This is a genomic window from Buttiauxella sp. JUb87, assembly GCF_004361975.1.
Lineage (GTDB): Bacteria > Pseudomonadota > Gammaproteobacteria > Enterobacterales > Enterobacteriaceae > Buttiauxella > Buttiauxella ferragutiae.
This window is the reverse complement of sequence record NZ_SNVY01000002.1, coordinates 1-21,800: the sequence shown is the minus strand read 5'-3', so window position 1 is coordinate 21,800 and position 21,800 is coordinate 1. Positions and strand designations below refer to the sequence as shown.

General features: G+C 48.6%; 37 protein-coding genes and 1 rRNA gene. 32 read left to right on the top strand and 6 right to left on the bottom strand.

What is annotated here, in order from left to right:
* Positions 1-7: 7 nt before the first annotated feature.
* From rplV to EC843_RS08340, 25 genes are all read left to right on the top strand, one after another.
* Positions 8-340 carry a 50S ribosomal protein L22 gene (gene rplV / locus EC843_RS08460; RefSeq protein WP_034461779.1) on the top strand — a complete coding sequence of 111 codons (333 nt, stop codon included), beginning with the start codon at positions 8-10 and terminating at the stop codon, positions 338-340.
* A gap of 17 nt (positions 341-357) precedes the next feature.
* The gene (gene rpsC / locus EC843_RS08455) at positions 358-1,059 is read left to right on the top strand and encodes a 30S ribosomal protein S3 (protein WP_000529945.1); all 702 of its coding nucleotides are present in this window, start codon (positions 358-360) and stop codon (positions 1,057-1,059) included.
* An 11-nt stretch (positions 1,060-1,070) separates the two neighbouring features.
* A complete protein-coding gene (gene rplP / locus EC843_RS08450) occupies positions 1,071-1,481 on the top strand; it encodes a 50S ribosomal protein L16 (RefSeq protein WP_008927134.1) in 411 nt (136 codons plus the stop codon).
* Positions 1,481-1,672, top strand: coding sequence for a 50S ribosomal protein L29 (rpmC, locus tag EC843_RS08445; RefSeq protein ID WP_008457158.1), 192 nt, complete (start codon positions 1,481-1,483; stop codon positions 1,670-1,672). The genes rplP and rpmC overlap by 1 nt, the downstream gene beginning before the upstream one ends.
* Positions 1,672-1,926, top strand: a complete 255-nt coding sequence (gene rpsQ, locus EC843_RS08440) for a 30S ribosomal protein S17 (RefSeq protein WP_034499024.1) — start codon at positions 1,672-1,674, stop codon at positions 1,924-1,926. Before rpmC ends, rpsQ begins: the two co-directional genes overlap by 1 nt.
* Positions 1,927-2,092: 166 nt before the next feature.
* Positions 2,093-2,464: a 50S ribosomal protein L14 gene (gene rplN / locus EC843_RS08435; RefSeq protein ID WP_002438705.1), complete on the top strand. Its 372-nt coding sequence runs from the start codon at positions 2,093-2,095 to the stop codon at positions 2,462-2,464.
* Between the two features lie 10 nt (positions 2,465-2,474).
* Positions 2,475-2,789, top strand: coding sequence for a 50S ribosomal protein L24 (rplX, locus tag EC843_RS08430; protein WP_034461774.1), 315 nt, complete (start codon positions 2,475-2,477; stop codon positions 2,787-2,789).
* A 14-nt stretch (positions 2,790-2,803) separates the two neighbouring features.
* Positions 2,804-3,343, top strand: a complete 540-nt coding sequence (gene rplE / locus EC843_RS08425; RefSeq protein ID WP_034461772.1) for a 50S ribosomal protein L5 — start codon at positions 2,804-2,806, stop codon at positions 3,341-3,343.
* A gap of 13 nt (positions 3,344-3,356) precedes the next feature.
* Positions 3,357-3,662, top strand: a complete 306-nt coding sequence (rpsN, locus tag EC843_RS08420) for a 30S ribosomal protein S14 (protein WP_034499021.1) — start codon at positions 3,357-3,359, stop codon at positions 3,660-3,662.
* A gap of 30 nt (positions 3,663-3,692) precedes the next feature.
* A complete protein-coding gene (gene rpsH, locus EC843_RS08415) occupies positions 3,693-4,085 on the top strand; it encodes a 30S ribosomal protein S8 (protein WP_034461770.1) in 393 nt (130 codons plus the stop codon).
* A gap of 13 nt (positions 4,086-4,098) precedes the next feature.
* Positions 4,099-4,632 (top strand): 50S ribosomal protein L6, encoded by a 534-nt coding sequence (rplF, locus tag EC843_RS08410; RefSeq protein WP_034461769.1) that lies wholly within the window; start codon positions 4,099-4,101, stop codon positions 4,630-4,632.
* A gap of 9 nt (positions 4,633-4,641) precedes the next feature.
* The gene (gene rplR / locus EC843_RS08405) at positions 4,642-4,995 is read left to right on the top strand and encodes a 50S ribosomal protein L18 (protein WP_034461768.1); all 354 of its coding nucleotides are present in this window, start codon (positions 4,642-4,644) and stop codon (positions 4,993-4,995) included.
* A 14-nt stretch (positions 4,996-5,009) separates the two neighbouring features.
* Positions 5,010-5,510: a 30S ribosomal protein S5 gene (rpsE, locus tag EC843_RS08400; protein ID WP_034461766.1), complete on the top strand. Its 501-nt coding sequence runs from the start codon at positions 5,010-5,012 to the stop codon at positions 5,508-5,510.
* 6 nt (positions 5,511-5,516) lie between these two features.
* The gene (gene rpmD / locus EC843_RS08395; protein WP_004846568.1) at positions 5,517-5,696 is read left to right on the top strand and encodes a 50S ribosomal protein L30; all 180 of its coding nucleotides are present in this window, start codon (positions 5,517-5,519) and stop codon (positions 5,694-5,696) included.
* Positions 5,697-5,699: 3 nt separating this feature from the next.
* A complete protein-coding gene (gene rplO / locus EC843_RS08390; protein WP_034461765.1) occupies positions 5,700-6,134 on the top strand; it encodes a 50S ribosomal protein L15 in 435 nt (144 codons plus the stop codon).
* 7 nt (positions 6,135-6,141) lie between these two features.
* On the top strand, positions 6,142-7,473 hold the full coding sequence (gene secY / locus EC843_RS08385; RefSeq protein ID WP_034499015.1) for a preprotein translocase subunit SecY: 1,332 nt from the start codon (positions 6,142-6,144) through the stop codon (positions 7,471-7,473).
* Positions 7,474-7,503: 30 nt separating this feature from the next.
* Positions 7,504-7,620, top strand: coding sequence for a 50S ribosomal protein L36 (gene rpmJ, locus EC843_RS08380; RefSeq protein WP_000868187.1), 117 nt, complete (start codon positions 7,504-7,506; stop codon positions 7,618-7,620).
* A 146-nt stretch (positions 7,621-7,766) separates the two neighbouring features.
* Entirely contained in the window at positions 7,767-8,123 is a 357-nt protein-coding gene (gene rpsM / locus EC843_RS08375) for a 30S ribosomal protein S13 (RefSeq protein ID WP_034461763.1), read from the top strand.
* 16 nt (positions 8,124-8,139) lie between these two features.
* A complete protein-coding gene (rpsK, locus tag EC843_RS08370; protein ID WP_002438687.1) occupies positions 8,140-8,529 on the top strand; it encodes a 30S ribosomal protein S11 in 390 nt (129 codons plus the stop codon).
* A 31-nt stretch (positions 8,530-8,560) separates the two neighbouring features.
* Positions 8,561-9,181 (top strand): 30S ribosomal protein S4, encoded by a 621-nt coding sequence (gene rpsD / locus EC843_RS08365; protein ID WP_034461762.1) that lies wholly within the window; start codon positions 8,561-8,563, stop codon positions 9,179-9,181.
* Positions 9,182-9,206: 25 nt separating this feature from the next.
* On the top strand, positions 9,207-10,196 hold the full coding sequence (rpoA, locus tag EC843_RS08360) for a DNA-directed RNA polymerase subunit alpha (RefSeq protein ID WP_034461761.1): 990 nt from the start codon (positions 9,207-9,209) through the stop codon (positions 10,194-10,196).
* Between the two features lie 40 nt (positions 10,197-10,236).
* Positions 10,237-10,623 (top strand): 50S ribosomal protein L17, encoded by a 387-nt coding sequence (gene rplQ, locus EC843_RS08355; RefSeq protein ID WP_034461760.1) that lies wholly within the window; start codon positions 10,237-10,239, stop codon positions 10,621-10,623.
* 114 nt (positions 10,624-10,737) lie between these two features.
* Entirely contained in the window at positions 10,738-11,106 is a 369-nt protein-coding gene (locus EC843_RS08350; protein WP_133522085.1) for a DUF1992 domain-containing protein, read from the top strand.
* Between the two features lie 6 nt (positions 11,107-11,112).
* Positions 11,113-11,532, top strand: a complete 420-nt coding sequence (gene zntR, locus EC843_RS08345; protein ID WP_064543007.1) for a Zn(2+)-responsive transcriptional regulator — start codon at positions 11,113-11,115, stop codon at positions 11,530-11,532.
* A gap of 62 nt (positions 11,533-11,594) precedes the next feature.
* Positions 11,595-11,858: an alternative ribosome-rescue factor A gene (locus EC843_RS08340; RefSeq protein ID WP_064542979.1), complete on the top strand. Its 264-nt coding sequence runs from the start codon at positions 11,595-11,597 to the stop codon at positions 11,856-11,858.
* Here EC843_RS08340 and mscL read toward each other — a convergent pair.
* The 5 genes from mscL to def all read right to left on the bottom strand — a co-directional run bounded on the left by mscL (position 11,812) and on the right by def (position 16,655).
* A complete protein-coding gene (mscL, locus tag EC843_RS08335) occupies positions 11,812-12,225 on the bottom strand; it encodes a large-conductance mechanosensitive channel protein MscL (protein WP_064542981.1) in 414 nt (137 codons plus the stop codon). The two genes, EC843_RS08340 and mscL, sit on opposite strands and share 47 nt — an antisense overlap.
* Before the next feature lie 160 nt (positions 12,226-12,385).
* Complete coding sequence (gene trkA / locus EC843_RS08330; protein WP_064542983.1) at positions 12,386-13,762, bottom strand: Trk system potassium transporter TrkA; 1,377 nt, start codon at positions 13,760-13,762, stop codon at positions 12,386-12,388.
* 48 nt (positions 13,763-13,810) lie between these two features.
* A complete protein-coding gene (gene rsmB / locus EC843_RS08325) occupies positions 13,811-15,100 on the bottom strand; it encodes a 16S rRNA (cytosine(967)-C(5))-methyltransferase RsmB (RefSeq protein WP_121814780.1) in 1,290 nt (429 codons plus the stop codon).
* A 76-nt stretch (positions 15,101-15,176) separates the two neighbouring features.
* On the bottom strand, positions 15,177-16,124 hold the full coding sequence (gene fmt, locus EC843_RS08320; protein WP_133522084.1) for a methionyl-tRNA formyltransferase: 948 nt from the start codon (positions 16,122-16,124) through the stop codon (positions 15,177-15,179).
* 21 nt (positions 16,125-16,145) lie between these two features.
* Positions 16,146-16,655 (bottom strand): peptide deformylase, encoded by a 510-nt coding sequence (def, locus tag EC843_RS08315; RefSeq protein WP_064542990.1) that lies wholly within the window; start codon positions 16,653-16,655, stop codon positions 16,146-16,148.
* A gap of 128 nt (positions 16,656-16,783) precedes the next feature.
* Here def and dprA point away from each other — a divergent pair, with 128 nt between their 5' ends.
* From dprA to EC843_RS08285, 6 genes are read left to right on the top strand one after another with little or no spacing between them, the layout of a single operon-like run.
* Positions 16,784-17,908, top strand: a complete 1,125-nt coding sequence (gene dprA / locus EC843_RS08310; RefSeq protein ID WP_133522083.1) for a DNA-protecting protein DprA — start codon at positions 16,784-16,786, stop codon at positions 17,906-17,908.
* Complete coding sequence (gene smg, locus EC843_RS08305) at positions 17,880-18,353, top strand: DUF494 family protein Smg (RefSeq protein WP_064542994.1); 474 nt, start codon at positions 17,880-17,882, stop codon at positions 18,351-18,353. Before dprA ends, smg begins: the two co-directional genes overlap by 29 nt.
* A 24-nt stretch (positions 18,354-18,377) precedes the next feature.
* Positions 18,378-18,920, top strand: coding sequence for a type I DNA topoisomerase (locus tag EC843_RS08300; protein WP_064542996.1), 543 nt, complete (start codon positions 18,378-18,380; stop codon positions 18,918-18,920).
* A 6-nt stretch (positions 18,921-18,926) separates the two neighbouring features.
* Positions 18,927-19,499 (top strand): L-threonylcarbamoyladenylate synthase type 1 TsaC, encoded by a 573-nt coding sequence (gene tsaC / locus EC843_RS08295; RefSeq protein ID WP_064542999.1) that lies wholly within the window; start codon positions 18,927-18,929, stop codon positions 19,497-19,499.
* Between the two features lie 3 nt (positions 19,500-19,502).
* Positions 19,503-20,321, top strand: coding sequence for a shikimate dehydrogenase (aroE, locus tag EC843_RS08290; protein WP_064543001.1), 819 nt, complete (start codon positions 19,503-19,505; stop codon positions 20,319-20,321).
* A complete protein-coding gene (locus EC843_RS08285) occupies positions 20,318-20,575 on the top strand; it encodes a DUF1488 domain-containing protein (RefSeq protein ID WP_064543003.1) in 258 nt (85 codons plus the stop codon). Before aroE ends, EC843_RS08285 begins: the two co-directional genes overlap by 4 nt.
* Here EC843_RS08285 and EC843_RS08280 read toward each other — a convergent pair.
* Positions 20,551-21,105, bottom strand: a complete 555-nt coding sequence (locus tag EC843_RS08280) for a gamma carbonic anhydrase family protein (protein WP_064543005.1) — start codon at positions 21,103-21,105, stop codon at positions 20,551-20,553. The two genes, EC843_RS08285 and EC843_RS08280, sit on opposite strands and share 25 nt — an antisense overlap.
* 510 nt (positions 21,106-21,615) lie before the next feature.
* Here EC843_RS08280 and EC843_RS08275 point away from each other — a divergent pair.
* Positions 21,616-21,800 (top strand): 16S ribosomal RNA (locus tag EC843_RS08275); the annotation flags it as partial.

The window sequence follows — 21,800 nt, the reverse complement described above, 5'->3', positions numbered from 1 at the left end:
GGAAGAGATGGAAACTTTAGCTCAACATCGCCACGCTCGTTCTTCTGCTCAAAAGGTTCGCCTTGTTGCAGACCTTATTCGCGGTAAGAAAGTGTCGCAGGCACTGGAAATTTTGACCTTCACCAACAAGAAAGCGGCTGTATTGGTCAAGAAAGTTCTGGAATCTGCCATTGCTAACGCTGAACACAACGATGGCGCTGACATTGACGATCTGAAAGTCGCGAAAATCTTCGTAGACGCAGGCCCAAGCATGAAGCGCATTATGCCGCGTGCAAAAGGTCGTGCAGATCGCATCCTGAAGCGCACCAGCCACATTACTGTGGTTGTGTCCGATCGCTGAGACTCTGGAGACTAGCAATGGGTCAGAAAGTACATCCTAATGGTATTCGCCTGGGTATTGTAAAACCTTGGAACTCTACTTGGTTTGCGAACACCAAAGAATTCGCTGACAACCTGGACAGCGATTTTAAAGTTCGTCAGTACCTGACTAAGGAACTGGCGAAGGCGTCTGTATCTCGTATCGTTATCGAGCGTCCAGCTAAGAGCATCCGTGTGACTATTCACACTGCTCGCCCTGGCATCGTAATCGGTAAGAAAGGCGAAGACGTAGAAAAACTGCGCAAGGTCGTAGCGGATATCGCTGGCGTTCCTGCACAGATCAATATCGCCGAAGTTCGTAAGCCTGAACTGGACGCAAAATTGGTTGCTGATAGCATCACTTCACAGCTGGAACGTCGTGTTATGTTCCGTCGTGCTATGAAGCGTGCTGTACAGAATGCCATGCGTCTGGGCGCTAAAGGTATCAAAGTTGAAGTTAGCGGCCGTCTGGGTGGCGCTGAGATCGCACGTACCGAATGGTATCGTGAAGGTCGCGTGCCATTGCACACACTGCGTGCTGACATTGACTACAACACCTCTGAAGCGCACACCACTTATGGTGTAATCGGCGTTAAAGTGTGGATCTTCAAAGGTGAGATCCTGGGTGGGATGGCTGCTGTTGAACAACCGGAAAAACCGGCTGCTCAACCTAAAAAGCAGCAGCGTAAAGGCCGTAAGTAAGGAGAGTCGCTGTGTTACAACCAAAGCGTACAAAATTCCGTAAAGTGCACAAAGGCCGCAACCGTGGTCTGGCTGCTGGTACGGATGTTAGCTTCGGCACTTTCGGTCTGAAAGCTGTTGGCCGTGGTCGTCTGACTGCACGTCAGATCGAAGCAGCACGTCGTGCAATGACCCGTGCAGTTAAGCGTCAGGGTAAGATCTGGATCCGTGTATTCCCGGACAAACCGATCACCGAAAAGCCGCTTGAAGTGCGTATGGGTAAAGGTAAAGGCAACGTAGAGTATTGGGTTGCCTTGATTCAGCCTGGCAAAGTCCTGTATGAAATGGACGGCGTACCAGAAGAGCTGGCCCGTGAAGCATTCAAGCTGGCAGCAGCGAAACTGCCGATTAAAACCACCTTTGTAACTAAGACGGTGATGTAATGAAAGCAAAAGAGCTGCGTGAAAAGAGTGTTGAAGAGCTGAACACCGAGCTGCTGAATTTGCTGCGTGAGCAGTTCAATCTGCGTATGCAAGCAGCAAGTGGCCAGCTGCAACAGACTCACCTGCTGAAGCAAGTGCGTCGTGATGTTGCACGTGTTAAGACTTTATTGACTCAGAAGGCGGGTGCGTAATGACCGATAAAATCCGTACTCTGCAAGGTCGCGTGATTAGCAACAAAATGGAGAAATCCATCGTTGTTGCTATCGAACGTGTGGTGAAACACCCGATTTACGGCAAATTCATCAAACGTACGACCAAACTGCACGTACATGACGAGAGCAATGAATGTGGTATCGGTGACGTGGTTGAAATCCGCGAATGCCGTCCACTGTCCAAGACTAAGTCCTGGACGCTTGTTCGCGTTGTAGATAAAGCTGTTCTGTAATACAGTGAGCTTTGTCTAACGAATAAACGGCTCAGTAAATGAGCCGTTTATTTTTTCTACCCATATTCAGGAACCGGTGTTATAATGCCGCGCCCTCGTTTATGGGGCTTTTTAACGACCTAATTATGGGTCCCGAAGTAGTAGTTGACATTAGCGGAGCACTGAAATGATCCAAGAACAGACTATGCTGACCGTAGCCGACAACTCCGGCGCGCGTCGCGTAATGTGTATCAAGGTTCTGGGTGGCTCGCACCGTCGCTACGCAGGCGTCGGCGACATCATCAAAATTACCATCAAGGAAGCAATTCCTCGTGGTAAGGTGAAGAAAGGCGATGTCCTGAAAGCGGTAGTGGTGCGCACCAGGAAGGGTGTTCGTCGCCCGGACGGTTCTGTCATTCGCTTCGATGGTAATGCATGCGTTATTTTAAACAATAACAGCGAGCAACCAATCGGCACGCGTATTTTTGGGCCGGTAACTCGTGAACTGCGTAATGAAAAGTTCATGAAAATTATCTCTCTGGCACCAGAAGTACTCTAAGGAGCGAATCATGGCAGCTAAAATCCGTCGTGATGACGAAGTTATCGTGTTAACCGGTAAAGATAAAGGTAAGCGCGGTAAAGTTAAGAATGTCTTGTCTTCCGGCAAGCTTATTGTTGAAGGTATTAACCTGGTTAAGAAACATCAGAAGCCGGTTCCGGCCCTGAACCAACCAGGTGGCATCGTTGAAAAAGAAGCTGCTATTCAAGTTTCTAACGTTGCACTCTTCAATGCGGCAACCGGCAAGGCTGACCGTGTAGGCTTTAGATTCGAAGAGGGCAAAAAAGTCCGTTTCTTCAAATCTAACAGCGAAACTATCAAGTAATTTGGAGTAGTACGATGGCGAAACTGCATGATTACTACAAAGACGAAGTAGTTACAAAACTCATGACTGAGTTTAACTACAATTCTGTCATGCAAGTCCCTCGGGTCGAGAAGATCACCCTGAACATGGGTGTGGGTGAAGCGATCGCTGACAAGAAACTGCTGGATAACGCAGCAGCTGACTTGACAGCAATCTCCGGTCAAAAGCCGTTGATCACCAAAGCACGCAAATCAGTTGCAGGCTTCAAAATCCGTCAGGGCTATCCGATCGGCTGTAAAGTAACTCTGCGTGGCGAACGCATGTGGGAGTTTCTTGAGCGCCTGATCACCATTGCTGTACCGCGTATCCGTGACTTCCGTGGCTTGTCCGCTAAGTCATTCGATGGCCGTGGTAACTACAGCATGGGTGTCCGTGAGCAGATCATCTTCCCAGAAATCGACTATGACAAAGTCGATCGCGTTCGTGGTTTGGATATTACCATTACCACTACTGCGAAATCTGATGATGAAGGCCGTGCTCTGCTGGCAGCCTTTAACTTCCCATTCCGTAAGTAAGGTAGGGTTACTAATGGCTAAGCAATCGATGAAAGCACGCGAAGTCGTTCGCGTGAAACTGGCCGACAAATACCGCGCTAAACGCGAGGAATTGAAAGCTATCATCTCTGGTGTGAACTCATCCGACGAAGATCGTTGGGATGCTGTTCTTAAGCTGCAGTCTCTGCCGCGTGATTCCAGCCCGTCCCGTCAGCGTAACCGCTGCCGCCAAACTGGTCGTCCGCATGGTTATGTGGGCAAATTCGGGTTGAGCCGTATCAAGCTTCGTGAAGCCGCTATGCGCGGTGAAGTACCTGGCTTGAAGAAGGCTAGCTGGTAATATCCAATTGAATCACGGGAGTAAAGACAGATGAGCATGCAAGATCCGATCGCGGATATGCTGACCCGTATCCGTAACGGTCAAGCCGCGAATAAAGTTGCGGTCACCATGCCTTCCTCCAAGCTGAAATTGGCAATTGCCAACGTGCTGAAAGAAGAAGGCTATATTGAAGATTTTAAAATCGAAGGCGACATCAAGCCTGAACTGGAACTGACTCTTAAGTATTTCCAGGGCAAGGCTGTGGTAGAGAGCATTCAGCGAGTCAGCCGCCCAGGTCTGCGCATCTATAAGAAAAAAGATGAGCTGCCTAAAGTTATGGCCGGTATGGGTATTGCTGTCGTTTCTACCTCTAAAGGTGTTATGACTGATCGTGCAGCGCGCCAAGCTGGTCTTGGTGGCGAAATTATCTGCTACGTAGCCTAATTGGAGGAATAAAATGTCTCGTGTTGCTAAAGCACCGGTCGTTATTCCTGCTGGCGTAGAGGTAAAACTCAACGGTCAGGTTATTTCGATCAAAGGTAAGAACGGCGAGCTGACTCGTACAATCAACGATGCTGTTGAAGTTAAACACGCTGATAATGCACTGACTTTCGCTCCACGCGAAGGTTTTGCTAACGCGTGGGCCCAAGCGGGTACCACTCGTGCGCTGTTAAATGCAATGGTTATCGGTGTTACCGAAGGCTTCACTAAGAAGCTGCAGCTGGTTGGTGTAGGTTATCGTGCAGCAGTTAAAGGCAATGCGGTGAGTTTGGCCCTGGGCTTCTCTCATCCTGTTGAACATGCTCTGCCAGCGGGAATCACTGCTGAATGTCCAACTCAAACTGAAATCGTGCTGAAAGGCGCTGATAAGCAGATGATTGGACAAGTGGCTGCTGATCTGCGCGCCTACCGTCGTCCTGAGCCTTATAAAGGCAAGGGTGTTCGTTACGCCGACGAAGTCGTGCGTACCAAAGAGGCTAAGAAGAAGTAAGGTAACACTATGGATAAGAAATCTGCTCGTATCCGTCGTGCGACCCGCGCACGTCACAAGCTCAAAGAACTGGGTGCGACTCGTCTGGTGATTCACCGTACGCCTCGTCATATTTATGCACAGGTTATCGCACCAAACGGTTCAGAAGTCCTGGTAGCTGCATCTACTGTAGAGAAAGCTATCGCTGAGCAACTGAAGTACACTGGAAATAAAGACGCCGCTACAGCTGTGGGTAAAGCTGTTGCAGAGCGCGCACTGGAAAAAGGCATTACGAAAGTATCCTTTGACCGTGCTGGTTTCCAATATCATGGTCGTGTCCAGGCACTGGCAGATGCTGCCCGTGATGCTGGCCTTCAGTTCTAAGGTAGAGGTGTAAGATGGCTCACATCGAAAAACAAGCTGGCGAACTGCAGGAAAAGCTGATCGCGGTAAATCGCGTATCTAAAACCGTTAAAGGTGGTCGTATTTTCTCCTTCACTGCTCTGACAGTGGTTGGCGATGGTAACGGTCGCATTGGTTTTGGTTACGGAAAAGCGCGTGAAGTTCCAGCAGCTATCCAGAAAGCGATGGAAAAAGCCCGTCGCAACATGATTAACGTCGCGCTGAACCACGGCACCCTGCAGCACCCTGTTAAAGGTGTGCACACAGGTTCTCGTGTGTTCATGCAGCCGGCTTCCCAGGGTACCGGTATTATTGCCGGTGGTGCAATGCGCGCCGTTCTGGAAGTCGCTGGAGTTCATAACGTTTTGGCTAAAGCATATGGTTCCACCAACCCGATTAACGTGGTTCGTGCAACTATTGATGGCCTGGCGAATATGAAGTCTCCGGAAATGGTCGCTGCCAAGCGTGGTAAATCCGTTGAAGAAATTCTGGGGTAATTGACCATGGCAAAGACTATTAAAATTACACAAACCCGCAGTGCAATCGGTCGTCTGCCGAAACACAAGGCAACGCTGCTTGGCCTGGGTCTGCGTCGTATTGGCCACACCGTAGAGCGCGAGGATACTCCTGCTGTACGTGGTATGGTCAACGCGGTTTCCTACATGGTTAAAGTTGAGGAGTAAGAGATGCGTTTAAATACTCTGTCTCCGGCCGAAGGGTCTAAGCACGCTTCCAAGCGTCTGGGTCGTGGTATCGGTTCTGGCCTCGGTAAAACCGGCGGTCGTGGTCACAAAGGTCAGAACTCTCGTTCTGGCGGTGGCGTACGTCGTGGTTTTGAAGGTGGTCAGATGCCGTTGTACCGTCGTCTGCCGAAGTTTGGTTTCACCTCTCGCAAAGCAATGATCACCGGTGAGATTCGTCTCTCTGATCTGGCGAAAGTTGAAGGCGACGTAGTTGACCTGAACACGCTGAAAGCAGCAAACATTATCGGTATTCAGATTGAATTCGCGAAAGTGATTCTGTCTGGCGAGGTTTCTCGTCCGGTAACTGTTCGCGGCCTGCGTGTCACTAAAGGCGCTCGTGCTGCTATCGAAGCTGCTGGCGGTAAAATCGAGGAATAAGTAGCAGATGGCAAAGCAACCGGGATTAGATTTTCAAAGTGCTAAAGGCGGGCTTGGTGAGCTGAAACGCAGACTGATGTTTGTTATCGGTGCGCTGATTGTTTTCCGCATTGGCTCTTTTATTCCGATCCCTGGTATTGATGCCGCTGTACTTGCCAAACTGCTTGAGCAACAGCGAGGCACTATCATTGAAATGTTTAACATGTTCTCTGGTGGTGCACTCAGCCGTGCTTCTATCTTTGCATTGGGTATCATGCCGTATATTTCGGCATCGATTATTATCCAGCTGTTAACGGTGGTTCACCCAGCGTTAGCAGAGTTGAAGAAGGAAGGGGAATCTGGCCGTCGTAAGATTAGTCAGTACACCCGTTACGGAACTCTGGTGCTGGCAATATTCCAGTCGATCGGTATTGCTACCGGTTTACCGAATATGCCTGGTATGCAGGGCCTGGTGTTAAACCCAGGCTTTGCATTCTACTTCACCGCTGTTGTGAGTCTTGTCACGGGAACGATGTTCCTTATGTGGCTGGGCGAACAGATTACTGAGCGTGGTATCGGCAACGGTATCTCAATCATAATCTTCGCTGGTATTGTTGCGGGTTTGCCGCCGGCCGTTGGCCATACTATCGAGCAAGCAAGGCAAGGCGACCTGCACTTCCTTCTGTTGCTGTTGGTTGCAGTACTAGTATTCGCAGTGACCTTCTTCGTTGTTTTTGTTGAACGTGGTCAACGCCGCATTGTGGTAAACTACGCAAAACGTCAACAAGGTCGTCGTGTCTATGCTGCGCAGAGCACGCATTTACCGCTGAAAGTGAATATGGCTGGTGTTATTCCAGCAATCTTTGCTTCCAGTATTATTCTGTTCCCTGCAACGATTGCATCGTGGTTTGGGGGCGGAACCGGTTGGAACTGGCTGACTACAATTTCGCTGTATTTGCAGCCTGGGCAACCGCTTTATGTGTTACTCTATGCGTCTGCAATCATCTTCTTCTGTTTCTTCTATACGGCGTTGGTTTTCAACCCTCGTGAAACAGCAGATAACCTGAAGAAGTCCGGTGCATTTGTACCAGGAATTCGTCCGGGAGAACAAACGGCGAAGTATATTGATAAAGTAATGACCCGCCTGACCTTGGTTGGTGCGTTGTACATTACCTTTATCTGCCTAATCCCGGAGTTCATGCGTGACGCAATGAAAGTGCCTTTCTACTTCGGTGGAACCTCGCTGCTCATTGTTGTCGTGGTTATCATGGACTTTATGGCTCAAGTGCAAACTCTGATGATGTCTAGTCAGTACGAGTCTGCATTGAAGAAAGCGAATCTGAAAGGCTACGGCCGTTAATAGTCGCTTGAGAAGTTACGGAGAGTAAAAATGAAAGTTCGTGCTTCCGTCAAGAAATTATGTCGTAACTGCAAAATCGTTAAGCGTGACGGTGTTATTCGCGTGATTTGCAGCGCCGAACCGAAGCATAAACAGCGTCAAGGCTGATTATCTCGCATATTTTTCTTGCAAAGTTGGGTTGAGCTGGCTAGATTAGCCAGCCAATCTTTTGTATGTCTATGCGTTTCCATTTGAGTATCCTGAAAACGGGCTTTTCGGTATGGGACGCATAATCTAAATAGTAGGAGTGCATAGTGGCCCGTATAGCAGGCATTAACATTCCTGATCAAAAACATACCGTAATCGCGTTAACTTCGATTTACGGTGTCGGCAAGACTCGCTCAAAGGCAATTTGTGCCGCGGCGGGTATCGCTGAAGATGTTAAGATCAGAGAGCTGTCTGAAGAACAAATCGACACGCTGCGTGACGAAGTTGCCAAATTTGTCGTTGAAGGTGATCTGCGCCGTGAAGTGAGTATGAGCATCAAGCGTCTGATGGACCTTGGTTGCTATCGCGGTTTGCGTCATCGTCGTGGTCTGCCAGTGCGCGGTCAGCGTACGAAGACCAACGCACGTACCCGTAAGGGTCCGCGCAAACCGATCAAGAAATAATCGGGGTGATTGAATAATGGCAAAGGCACCAATTCGTGCACGTAAGCGTGTAAGAAAACAAGTCTCTGACGGCGTGGCTCATGTCCATGCTTCTTTCAACAACACTATCGTTACTATTACTGATCGTCAGGGTAACGCATTGGGTTGGGCAACTGCCGGTGGTTCCGGTTTCCGTGGTTCTCGCAAATCGACTCCGTTCGCAGCTCAGGTTGCAGCAGAGCGTTGCGCAGAAGCCGTGAAAGAATACGGTATCAAGAACCTGGAAGTTATGGTTAAGGGACCGGGTCCAGGCCGCGAATCTACCATTCGTGCTCTGAACGCCGCTGGTTTCCGCATCACTAATATTACTGATGTGACTCCGATCCCTCACAACGGTTGTCGTCCGCCGAAAAAACGTCGCGTATAACGCTCGTTTTTAGGAATGTTGGAGAAAGAAAATGGCAAGATATTTGGGTCCTAAGCTCAAGCTGAGCCGTCGCGAGGGCACAGACCTGTTCCTGAAGTCTGGTGTTCGCGCGATCGATACCAAGTGTAAAATTGAACAAGCTCCTGGCCAGCACGGTGCGCGTAAACCGCGTCTGTCTGACTATGGTGTGCAGTTGCGTGAAAAGCAAAAAGTTCGCCGCATGTTCGGTGTTCTGGAGCGTCAGTTCCGTAACTACTATAAAGAAGCAGCTCGTCTGAAAGGCAACACCGGTGAAAACCTGTTGGCTCTGCTGGAAGGTCGTCTTGACAACGTTGTTTACCGTATGGGCTTCGGTGCTACTCGTGCAGAATCACGTCAGCTCGTTAGCCACAAAGCAGTAATGGTAAATGGTCGCGTTGTTAACATCGCTTCTTATCAGGTAACTCCGAATGACGTAGTTAGCATCCGTGAGAAAGCCAAAAAGCAATCTCGCGTGAAGGCCGCTCTGGAGCTGGCTGAACAGCGTGAAAAGCCAACCTGGCTGGAAGTTGATGCTGCTAAGATGGAAGGTGTGTTCAAGCGTAAGCCTGAGCGTACTGATCTGTCTGCGGACATTAACGAACACCTGATCGTCGAGCTTTACTCCAAGTAAAGCTTAGTACCAAAGAGAGGACACAATGCAGGGTTCTGTGACAGAGTTTCTAAAACCGCGCCTGGTAGATATCGAGCAAGTGAGTTCGACGCACGCCAAGGTGACCCTTGAGCCTTTAGAGCGTGGCTTTGGCCATACTCTTGGTAATGCACTGCGCCGTATTCTGCTCTCATCGATGCCGGGTTGCGCGGTGACAGAGGTTGAGATTGATGGTGTACTACACGAGTACAGCACCAAAGAAGGCGTTCAGGAGGATATCCTGGAAATCCTGCTCAACCTGAAAGGGCTGGCGGTGAGAGTTCAAGGTAAAGATGATGTTATTCTTACTCTGAATAAGTCTGGCATTGGCCCTGTGACTGCAGCCGATATCACCCATGATGGTGATGTCGAAATCGTCAAGCCGCAGCATGTGATCTGCCACCTGACCGATGAGAACGCATCTATTAGTATGCGTATCAAAGTTCAGCGCGGTCGCGGTTACGTGCCGGCCTCTGCCCGAATTCATTCGGAAGAAGATGAGCGCCCAATCGGCCGTCTGCTGGTCGACGCCTGCTACAGCCCTGTAGAGCGAATTGCCTACAATGTTGAAGCTGCGCGTGTAGAACAGCGCACCGACCTGGATAAGCTGGTCATCGAAATGGAAACCAACGGCACAATCGATCCTGAAGAGGCGATTCGTCGTGCGGCAACCATTCTGGCTGAACAACTTGAAGCTTTCGTTGATTTACGTGATGTACGTCAGCCAGAAGTTAAAGAAGAGAAACCAGAATTCGATCCGATCCTGCTGCGCCCTGTTGACGATCTGGAATTGACTGTCCGCTCTGCTAACTGCCTTAAGGCAGAAGCTATCCACTATATCGGTGATCTGGTACAGCGTACCGAAGTTGAGCTGCTCAAAACGCCTAACTTGGGTAAAAAATCTCTTACTGAGATTAAAGATGTGCTGGCTTCCCGTGGTTTGTCTCTGGGCATGCGCCTGGAAAACTGGCCACCGGCAAGCATCGCTGACGAGTAACCGGATCACAGGTTAAGGTTTTACTGAGAAGGATAAGGTCATGCGCCATCGTAAGAGTGGTCGTCAACTGAACCGCAACAGCAGCCATCGCCAGGCTATGTTCCGCAATATGGCAGGTTCACTGGTTCGTCATGAGATCATCAAGACGACTCTGCCTAAAGCGAAAGAGCTGCGTCGCGTAGTTGAGCCGCTGATTACTCTTGCCAAGACTGATAGCGTTGCTAATCGTCGTCTGGCATTCGCCCGTACTCGTGATAACGAGATCGTGGCAAAACTGTTTAATGAACTGGGTCCGCGTTTTGCAGCCCGTACTGGTGGTTACACTCGTATTCTTAAGTGTGGCTTCCGTGCAGGTGACAATGCTCCGATGGCTTACATCGAGCTAGTTGATCGCGCCGAGTCTCAAACAGAAGCTGCTGCAGAGTAATCTGTAGTAACATGGAAAAACCGGGCTTGCCCGGTTTTTTTATATCTGTAGTTTCCCTTCATGCATCAATTCATCGTATCTTTATTTCATCTCTAACAAACGCCGACATAAGTTATGTGGTTAATCGACCAGTGGTCAGAACGTCATATTCTTGATGCGCAACGCAATGGGGAGTTTGACTCTCTACGGGGCTCCGGTGCTCCTCTTAAACTCGACGATGATTCATTTATTCCACCAGAGCTTCGAGTAGCCTGGCGTATTTTGAAAAACTCGGGTTGTTTACCTCCGGTACTCCAGCAACGAAAAGATGCCATTGAGCTAAATGAGCTTCTTCATTCAATTGATCGAGAAAATTCAGAGTACCTGGGTATAAGTAAGAAACTGGCATTACTTGAGTTAAAACTGCAACAGGCAGGTATGAGCACCGATTTTCTTCGCGGTGAATATGCCGACAAATTACTTCATAAAATTGATGAGGAATGAATGATCATGTTTCGCATTGGAGAGTTGGCCAGACTGGCGGATGTAACTCCTGACACCATACGTTACTATGAAAAACAGCAAATGATGGATCATGAAGTCAGAACTGAAGGTGGTTTTCGGCTTTATAGTGAAAGTGATTTGCAGCGTCTGAAGTTCATTCGTTACGCCAAGCAATTAGGTTTTACACTGGAAACTATCCGCGAGTTGTTGTCGATCCGAATTGATCCTGAACATCACACGTGTCAGGAGTCAAAGAGCATCGTGCAGTCGAGACTTGTAGAAGTAGAGTCTAAAATAAAAGAACTTCAGCATATGCGACGATCGTTGCAGAGACTCAATGATGCTTGTTGTGGAAGTGCTCACAGCACTGCATATTGTTCAATTCTTGAGGCCCTTGAACAAGGTGCAAGTCGGAGAAAAGAATAAATTGCGATTCAGCAAATACGGGCATACACTTGCGCCGCTATTTTAAACAATCTGGAGTTTGTATGAGTAAATATCAGCATAAGAAAGGGGTCATCAAAGATAATGCCATTGAGGCTTTGTTACATGACCCGCTGTTTCGTCAGCGAGTTGAGCAGAATAAGAAAGGGAAGGGAAGCTATCAGCGTACTGTTAAGCATGGTAAAAAAGGTAACTGGGAGGCCAGTGGCAAACAAGCAAATTGCTTTTTTACCACTGGCCTTCCTCGTTTAATTAGCGCAATTAAACTCGCTCATTCTGTTGTTTTAGCAGGTCGCGGATTTCGCTAAGTAATACTTCTTCTTTAGTTGGTGCCGCTGGCGCTGCAGGTTCTTCTATTTTTTTGCGGTTCAATTGATTCATTCCTTTGATTGCCAGGAAAATTGCGAAAGCAACAATCACGAAATCAAAGATATTTTGAATAAAGATACCGTAATGCATAACCACTGCTGGAATATCACCAGCCGCAGGTCGTAGAATTAAGGCGAATTGCTTAAAATCAACGCCCCCAATCAGCAATCCAAGTGGCGGCATAATAATATCCGCAACCAATGATGAAACAATTTTCCCGAATGCTGCCCCAATAATCACACCCACTGCCAAATCTACAACGTTCCCACGCATAGCAAATTCGCGGAATTCTTTTAACATGCTCATTTTTCTCTCCTTGTACTGGCTGACGTTAATAAGTTTAACAAATGATAACCCGATTGCCATTACATTATGGTAATAAGATTTTGATGTTAATTCCTTAATAACATGGTGGTTTTTAGAATTGTTGGAATAGCTTGGCGGAGAAATTCCCCGCCAAATAGTATTACAAGAAGAATGGGCTTGGTTGGAACAATCTTTCTACATCGCTGACAAATTTCTTATCTGTCAGGAACATAATTACATGGTCGCCTTGTTCAATACGCAAATTGTCATTAGCGATCATGACGTCATTACCACGTACAACTGCGCCAATAATTGTTCCTGGTGGAAGTTTTATTTCATCAATTGAACGACCGACAACTCGTGAAGTACTTTCATCACCATGAGCAACGGCTTCAATCGCTTCAGCTACACCTCGACGCAGAGAGGAAACACCGACGATATCGGCTTTACGCACGTGCCCGAGCAAAGCAGAAATGGTGGCTTGTTGTGGTGAAATAGCAATATCAATCACGCTACCTTGAACCAGGTCAACGTAGGCTTTGCGCTGGATAAGCACCATAACTTTCTTGGCACCCATACGTTTCGCTAGCATCGCGGACATAATATTTGCTTCATCGTCGTTAGTGACGGCAATAAACAAATCGACTTGTTCAATATGTTCTTCGGCTAATAATTCCTGATCTGAGGCATCACCATAGAAAACAATAGTGTTTTGCAACATTTCAGCCAGTTCGGCCGCGCGTTGCGAATCACGCTCAATGAGTTTAACGCTGTAGTCTTTTTCAAGACGTTGCGCGAGACCCGCCCCAATATTCCCTCCACCGACCAGCATGATACGTTTATAGGGTTTCTCGAGCCGTTGTAATTCACTCATTACCGCTCGAATATGCTGAGAAGCGGCAATGAAAAATACTTCGTCCCCGGCTTCAACAATAGTTGAACCTTGCGGACGAATTGGCCTGTCGTGTCGGAAAATAGCAGCAACGCGAGTTTCAATATGCGGCATATGCTCACGCATAGTAGAAAGTGCATTGCCCACTAACGGGCCGCCATAATAGGCTTTCACCACTGCAAGGCTAACTTTTCCCTCGGCAAAATTAACAACCTGTAGCGCACCAGGATACTCAATAAGGCGATAGATATTGTCGATAACTAGCTGTTCAGGTGCGATTAGGTGGTCAATTGGCACCGCTTCGGCGTTAAATAAGCGCTCGGCATCCCTCACATAATCTGGAGCACGGATACGCGCAATACGATTTGGAGTATTAAAAAGCGAATACGCTACCTGGCAGGCAATCATATTCGTTTCGTCCGAACTGGTTACTGCGACCAGCATATCGGCATCATCTGCGCCGGCTTCACGCAAAACGCGCGGATGCGAGCCATGCCCCTGCACAACGCGTAAATCAAACTTATCTTGCAAGCTGCGCAGACGATCTTGATTGGTATCAACAACAGTAATGTCGTTGTTTTCACCTACCAGGTTTTCTGCCAGTGTGCCGCCGACCTGGCCCGCACCGAGAATGATTATTTTCATTTTTTATAGCTTCATTGGTGATGAAACCTAAGACTCAGCAAACCTGAATCAGCTTTTAATTAGCTTAGCGTAAAAGAAGCCATCACCATCTTCCGGAGAAGGGAGATTCTGGATCCCTGGTTTTTCAGGCGTACCGGTTTCAACCAGTTGTGCTTCCGGATGCTGTGCCAGGAAAGCCGCTACCTGTTGCCAGTTTTCTTCTGGCAGGATAGAGCAGGTAGCATAAACCAGTGTGCCACCCGATTTTAGTCTTGGCCAAATAGCCTCAAGAATCTCTTTCTGCAACTCAGCTAATTCAGCAATGTCCCTGTCACGGCGCAACCACTTGATATCTGGATGGCGGCGAATAACACCGGTAGCTGAGCAAGGAGCATCAAGCAGAATACGGTCAAATTGTTGGTTGCCGCACCATTGTTCAGGAAATCGTCCATCACCAGATTTCACATCTGCTGTCATACCCAGGCGCTGAAGGTTTTCGTGTACACGTTTCAGACGTTGTTCATCAATGTCGACCGCCATCACATGCGCTTTAGGGGCTGCTTCCAAAATATGAGTCGTCTTGCCGCCAGGTGCTGCACATAAATCAAGGATCATCTCACCATTTTGCGGATCAAGTAGATCTACCGAACCTTGTGCTGAAGCATCCTGAACGGTAACCCACCCTTGTTCAAAACCAGGTAAGGTATGAACAGGTGCTGGCGTTTCCAGGCGTACCGCATCGCGATACTGAGGATGAATATGACCTTCCAGTTCGCTTTCAGCCAGTAACGCCATCCATTCTTCACGAGTATGGTGTTGGCGATTAACACGCAGCCACATTGGTGGGCGCTGATTATTCGCATCAACTATGGATTGCCATTGATTTGGATAGGCTTTTTTCAAACGTTGCAGTAGCCATGTTGGATGCAGGAAACGGCTCTCGTGTTTAGAGGCTTCTACCATCAGTTCTTCTTGCTGACGCTGGAACTGGCGCAGAACGCCATTAATTAAACCTTTGAGCGATTGGCGTTTAATTGCAACCGCACCTTCAACGGTTTCTGCAAGAGCGGCATGGGCAGGAATTCTGGTATAAAGCAGCTGATAAAAACCCACCATAATTAAATAGTGAATGGTGCGTTGCTTACCGGTCATTGGGCGGGACATCAACTTGCTGACCAGCCATTCGAGTTGCGGCAAAGTGCGCAATACACCAAAACAGAGCTCTTGAAGCAATGCTTTATCTTTATCAGAAACTTTGTGTTGCGCCGCAGGCAGCACATTACTGAGTGATTGACCTTTTTCCACAACTTGTTCAATCGTCTGTGCGGCCATACTGCGAAGATTTAGTGTTTTTTTCATAACCACGCTCTGGTTTTCCGGCGCTTAAAAACAAAAATGCCCAGGTGTTTGGCCTGGGCGCAAAGAATTTCTTTTATCAGGCGAGAAGTGCACCTGGCTTAAACCATTCGCTGCGAGAGTTCAGGAGATCCTGAGCAGTCATTGCTTTCTTTCCTGCTGGTTGAAGGGATTCCAGATTTAAAATCCCTTCGCCGGTTGCCACCTGAATACCCTGTTTATTGGTTTCAATGATGGTTCCAGGCGTTGCATCAGTGAGTTGATTGATTACTGATGCTTGCCAGATTTTGACTGGTTGGCCGTCAATTTCCAGCCAACTCATTGGCCATGGGTTAAAGGCGCGGATGCAACGCTCAAGTTGTGCAGCAGATAGCGACCAGTCGATACGAGCCTCTTCCTTGCTGAGTTTCTCAGCGTACGTGACCAATTCCTCGCTCTGAACTTCTGGTGTTGCAAGCCCTGTAGCCAGTTGGTTTAACGTTTCCAGTAACCCTTGTGGCCCAAGATTTGCCAGCTTATCGTAGAGTGTTGCGCTGGTATCAGTGGCTTCAATTGGGCAGGAGAGTTTCACCAGCATATCGCCAGTATCCAGACCCACGTCCATTTGCATAATGGTCACGCCAGTTTCGGCATCACCAGCCCATAACGACCGCTGGATAGGTGCCGCACCACGCCAGCGTGGCAGCAGCGAGCCATGAACATTAATACAGCCCAGGCGTGGCATATCCAGAACTGCTTTTGGCAGAATCAGGCCGTAAGCTACAACCACCATGACATCGGCGTTCAAGCTGGAAACCAGTTCCTGATTTTCGGCCGGACGCAAAGAGGCGGGTTGAAAAACGGGGATATTCTTTTCAGTCGCCAGTACTTTTACAGGGCTCGGCATCAGCTTTTTGCCACGCCCAGCGGGCCTGTCGGGTTGTGTAAATACGCCAACAACCTGGTGCTGAGAAGACAACAGCGCGTCAAGATGACGCGCTGCAAAGTCAGGGGTACCGGCGAAAATAATACGCAGTGAATCAGACACATTATTCCCTTTTGTGATGGATTAGGCGCTCTTATTCAGACGAGCCATTTTTTCCAGTTTCTGACGAATACGCTGACGTTTCAACGGTGAAAGGTAATCGACAAACAGTTTGCCAACCAGATGGTCCATTTCGTGCTGAATACAAATAGCAAGCAGGCCATCGGCTTCTAGTTCATACGGCTGACCTTCACGGTCCAGTGCACGGATTTTGACTCGTTCGGCACGAGGCACTAACGCACGTTGTTCTGGAATAGAGAGGCAACCCTCTTCGATGCCGGTTTCACCGCTTTTTTCCAGCAGCTCTGGATTGATTAAAACCAGGCGCTCGTCGCGGTTTTCAGAAACATCAATCACAATAATTCGTTGGTGGATATCCACCTGTGTTGCTGCAAGGCCAATACCTTCTTCAGCGTACATTGTCTCGAACATGTCATCGACAATCTGCTGAATCTCCGCATTCACCTCTTTGACCGGAGTCGCCACAGTGCGAAGGCGCTCGTCCGGGAAATGTAATACCTGCAAAACTGACATAAATATCCAGAGCTGTGTTCAATTGATAGAAAGATTATTACCTCTATTCTAGACATTTCCCGGCCTGATTGACAGCATCAGTGACCAATCGCAAGGATTGCTTTTATAGCTTATGGCAGGAGGATGAGATGCCACCAAAAGAGATCTGGTTACGTCTGATGGCGGTTCAAAGCCTGAGTGGCGATAAGCTATTAAAAATTGCCCATTTCTTGTTGAAGGAGCCTGAGTGTTCGGTTGTTTCTCTGACGAGAGCAGGCTTATCTACCCAGCAGATTTCTCATTTTCTGGAATTTAGTGGCAAAGAGCTGGAAGAGTCATTGGACTGGCTTGAAGTACCTGATCATCATCTTCTCACGGCCGACTGTGAGCATTATCCAGCTCAGTTGCGTGCAATAGATTGCTACCCTGCAGCTTTATTTGTCAGGGGGGATATTGAGCTTCTTTCCAGTAACCAACTTGCCGTAGTGGGTAATCGCAGTATTTCCCAATATGGCGAGCGGTGGTGCCGGATGTTTTGCGAACCATTAGCTACTGCCGGGTTAACGATAACCAGTGGTTTGGCTCTGGGTATTGACGCGGTGGCGCACCGCGCGGCAATAAACGTTCACGGGAAAACCATCGCGGTGTTGGGGAATGGGCTGGCTGGAATTTACCCCAGGCGCCATAAGCAATTGGCCGAACAGATAATTGCGGAAGGAGGGGCGATTATCTCTGAATTTCCCCTAACGACCTCTCCCTATCCAGGCAATTTTCCGCGCAGAAATCGCATCATCAGTGGGCTGAGTCGTGCGGTATTTGTTGTCGAAGCCAGTGAGCGCAGTGGATCGCTGGTCACGGCCCGTTATGCACTCGAGCAAGGCAGAGAACTGTTTGCGTTACCGGGCGCAGTGGGTAGCCCCGGCAGTGAAGGGCCGCACTGGTTGATTAAGCAAGGCGCTACACTGGTAAGCCACCCGTCGGACATACTCGAGCACCTGGAAAACGAACTGCAATGGCTTCCTTCACCTCACAAAGCATTAATATATTCATACAATGAGGGGGATCGCACATTGCCATTTCCTGAGCTGTTGGCTAACGTAGGAGATGAGGTTACACCTGTTGACGTCGTCGCTGAACGTGCCGGCCAACCTGTGCCAGAGACGGTAGCCCAGCTACTCGAACTGGAGTTAGCAGGATGGATCGCAGCTGTACCCGGCGGCTATGTCCGATTGAGGAGGGCATGCCATGTTCGACGTACTAATGTACTTATTTGAAACCTACATCCACAACGAAGTGGAAATGCGAGTTGATCAAGATAAATTGACACGTGATCTCGCCGACGCCGGTTTTGATCATGAAGACATTTATAACGCTCTTGTATGGCTTGAAAAACTGGCGGACTATCAGGAAGGTCTGACTGAACCCATGCAACTGGCCGCTGACCCACTTTCAATGCGTATGTATACCGCAGATGAATGCCAGCGACTTGATGCAACTTGTCGGGGGTTTTTACTGTTCCTTGAACAGATTCAGGTGCTGAACCTCGAAACCCGTGAAATGGTCATTGAGCGAGTATTAGCATTAGACACCGCCGAGTTCGAGCTGGAAGATTTAAAGTGGGTGGTGCTGATGGTGCTGTTCAATATTCCGGGTTGCGAAAACGCTTACCAACAAATGGAAGAATTACTCTTCGAAGTAAATGAAGGTATGCTGCACTAAATTAAAGTCGCAGCATGAGATGTTATGACCAAATCAGCACTGTTCACTGTGCCTAAAAATGAACCCTGCCCTCAATGTGGGGCAGGGTTAGTCATTCGTTCCGGTAAACACGGCCCTTTTCTTGGCTGCTCCCATTATCCGGAATGCGATTATGTACGCCCGCTAAAAAGCCAGGCTGATGGCCACGTAGTTAAAGTGCTTGAAGGTCAGCTTTGCCCTGTATGCCAGAAAAACCTTGTGTTGCGGCAGGGGCGTTTTGGCATGTTTATCGGTTGTAGTGATTATCCAACGTGTGAACACTCGGAAGTCATCGACAAGCCTGATGAAACAGCAATCAGCTGCCCTCAATGCCAGCAAGGGAAATTAGTCCAGCGGCGCTCTCGATTCGGCAAAACCTTTTGGTCGTGCGACTGCTATCCAACATGCCAGTTTGTTATAAATAGCAAACCGGTGGCTGGTGAATGCACTGCATGTCACTATCCTTTACTTATCGAAAAGAAAACGGCGCAGGGGCTAAAGCAATTCTGTGCCAGTAAACAATGTGGAAAGCCGGTAACGGCGGAATAAAAGCTTGTGAAGACAAACCTGCAATCAGAGCAACTCGTAGAGATCGTTGCCGCCCTAAAACAACAACAAGTCATCGCTTATCCAACCGAAGCTGTCTTTGGTGTCGGTTGTGATCCCGACAGCGAAGTGGCCGTCATGCGTTTGCTTGAACTAAAACATCGCCCCGTCGACAAAGGTCTGATTCTGATCGCTGCGAATTTCGAGCAGCTTCTTCCTTATATAGATAGTGCAACCCTGACTCAAATGCAGCGAGATGCAGTATTTTCCTGTTGGCCGGGGCCTGTGACCTTTGTCTTTCCTGCACTGCCATCCACACCGCGCTGGCTAACAGGCCGATTTGAGTCTTTAGCGGTGAGGGTGACTGACCACCCATTGGTTCGTGAGCTGTGTTTGGCTTATGGCAAACCTTTGGTGTCTACCAGTGCCAATCTGTCCGGGCTGCCGCCTTGCCGTACTGCCGATGAAGTCTTGCTGCAATTTGGCGATGATTTCCCGGTGCTACGTGGCGATACCGGTGGCAGACAGAATCCTTCTGAAATCCGTGACGCTTTGACCGGCGAACTTTTCCGCCAGGGGTAAATAATGGAAACCTTCGCCGTTTTTGGTAATCCCATTCAGCACAGCAAATCTCCGCAAATTCATCAGATGTTTGCTGAGCAATTACAAATTGAGCATCCCTATGGCCGCGTGCTTGCGCCTGTTGATGCTTTTATTGAAACACTTGAGCACTTTTTCCTGGCGGGCGGTAAAGGAATCAACATTACGGTCCCTTTCAAAGAGCAGGCATTCGCCCGGGCCGATGAGCTAACAGAACGCGCTGCGTTAGCTGGCGCGGTAAATACCCTCAAGCGCCTGGAAGATGGTCGTCTGTTAGGCGATAACACCGATGGGATTGGGTTATTAACCGATCTCGAACGCTTATCGCTTATAGAACCGGGCCGACGTGTTTTGCTGCTTGGCGCTGGTGGCGCGGCAAGAGGCGTACTATTGCCGCTGCTCTCGCTTGATTGCGCAGTGACGATCACCAATCGCACCTTTTCACGGGCCCAGGAACTCGCACAATTGTTTAACCATATGGGCAGCATCCAGTCTTTAGAACAATCTGAACTGGAGGGGCATCAATTTGATCTCATCATTAATGCGACTTCCAGTGGTATTGCCGGTGACATTCCTGCTATTCCAGCATCGTTGCTTTCGCACAATGTTCATTGCTACGACATGTTCTACCAAAAGGGCGAAACCCCCTTCTTGCATTGGTGTAAACAGCACGGCGTTCAACATTATGCAGATGGTTTGGGGATGCTGGTGGGGCAGGCTGCGCATGCCTTTTTCTTGTGGCACGGTGTGTTACCTGAAATCGCCCCAGTTATAGAGAAGCTAAAGCAGGAAATGGCGCAGTGAACCAGGCGATCCAATTTCCCGACCGTGAACAATGGGACGATCAACTTCAGGCGATCTGTTTCCCTGCATTAGTAAATGGTTTTCAGGTGATGTGTGGGATTACCGGGGAAATTATCGCCAGCCGTTATGGTGGCGATAATAAAGAATCATGGCTCGAGCTTTTTCGGCAAAACCGCTGGGATCTGGAAGATGAAGCTGAGGAGCTAATTGCCGCAGGTGAGGAGGACAATCAAGGATGCGTCTGGCTTTCCTGAGCGAGATACTCATCTTTCCAGCGAACGTAGTTATTGGCTGAGTATTTTAAGCCTTCGAGTTCTTCAGATTTTAAAGGACGGATCTGTTTTACCGGGCTGCCCAAGTAGAGGTAACCACTTTCAAGACGCTTATTCTGCGGTACCAAACTTCCCGCACCGATCATGACATCATCTTCTATTACTACACCATCAAGCAAAATCGATCCCATCCCCACAAGCACGCGGTTTCCGATCGTGCAGCCGTGCAGCATAACCTTATGCCCAACAGTCACATCTTCCCCAACAACAAGCGGATTACCTTCCGGGTTATAAGAAGACTTATGCGTGACATGTAACACACTACCGTCTTGAATATTGCTACGTGCGCCAATAGCCACATAGTTTACGTCGCCGCGAATAGCGACTAATGGCCAAATGCTCACATCATCGGCAAGGCGCACATCACCAATGACAACACTTGAGCTATCAAGCATCACGCGCTGGCCTATTTCAGGATAAGTTTTTTGGAAAGGTCGTAATACAGCGGACATAAATACCTCTGACAGTTCTCTTTATAGATAGACTGTGGCTGCTTTCTTAGCCTATGGCAAGGAGGTAAAGCATCAAAAACAGGGCAGATCGAACACGATCACAGCGAAAAGGGCGAAAACTAATCAGTCGGAAGAAAAGATCGAAAAAAGAGTTGTGCAATAAAAAGAGATCCCTATAATGCGCCTCCATCGACACGGAACATGTGAACAACATCACAGAGTAACGGCGGCGATGAGAGTCAAATATCCTGAAATTAAGGGTTGACTCTGAAAGAGGAAAGCGTAATATACGCCACCTCGAGTTAGCAAGCGAAAGCGCCTAACTCACTGCTCTTTAACAATTTATCAGACAATCTGTGTGGGCACTCGCAGGATTGATATCTCAGATACCTTCGGGTATCAAAAAAATATCAAGTCTTGAAGAGTGACCAAGCAGTAATTCATTTAGTTGAATTATTACGAAAGTTAATTTTTGAGCACCGCTTCACGAGTTGAAGCAAATCAAGCTTTTAATTGAAGAGTTTGATCATGGCTCAGATTGAACGCTGGCGGCAGGCCTAACACATGCAAGTCGAGCGGTAGCACAGGAGAGCTTGCTCTCTGGGTGACGAGCGGCGGACGGGTGAGTAATGTCTGGGAAACTGCCTGATGGAGGGGGATAACTACTGGAAACGGTAGCTAATACCGCATAACGT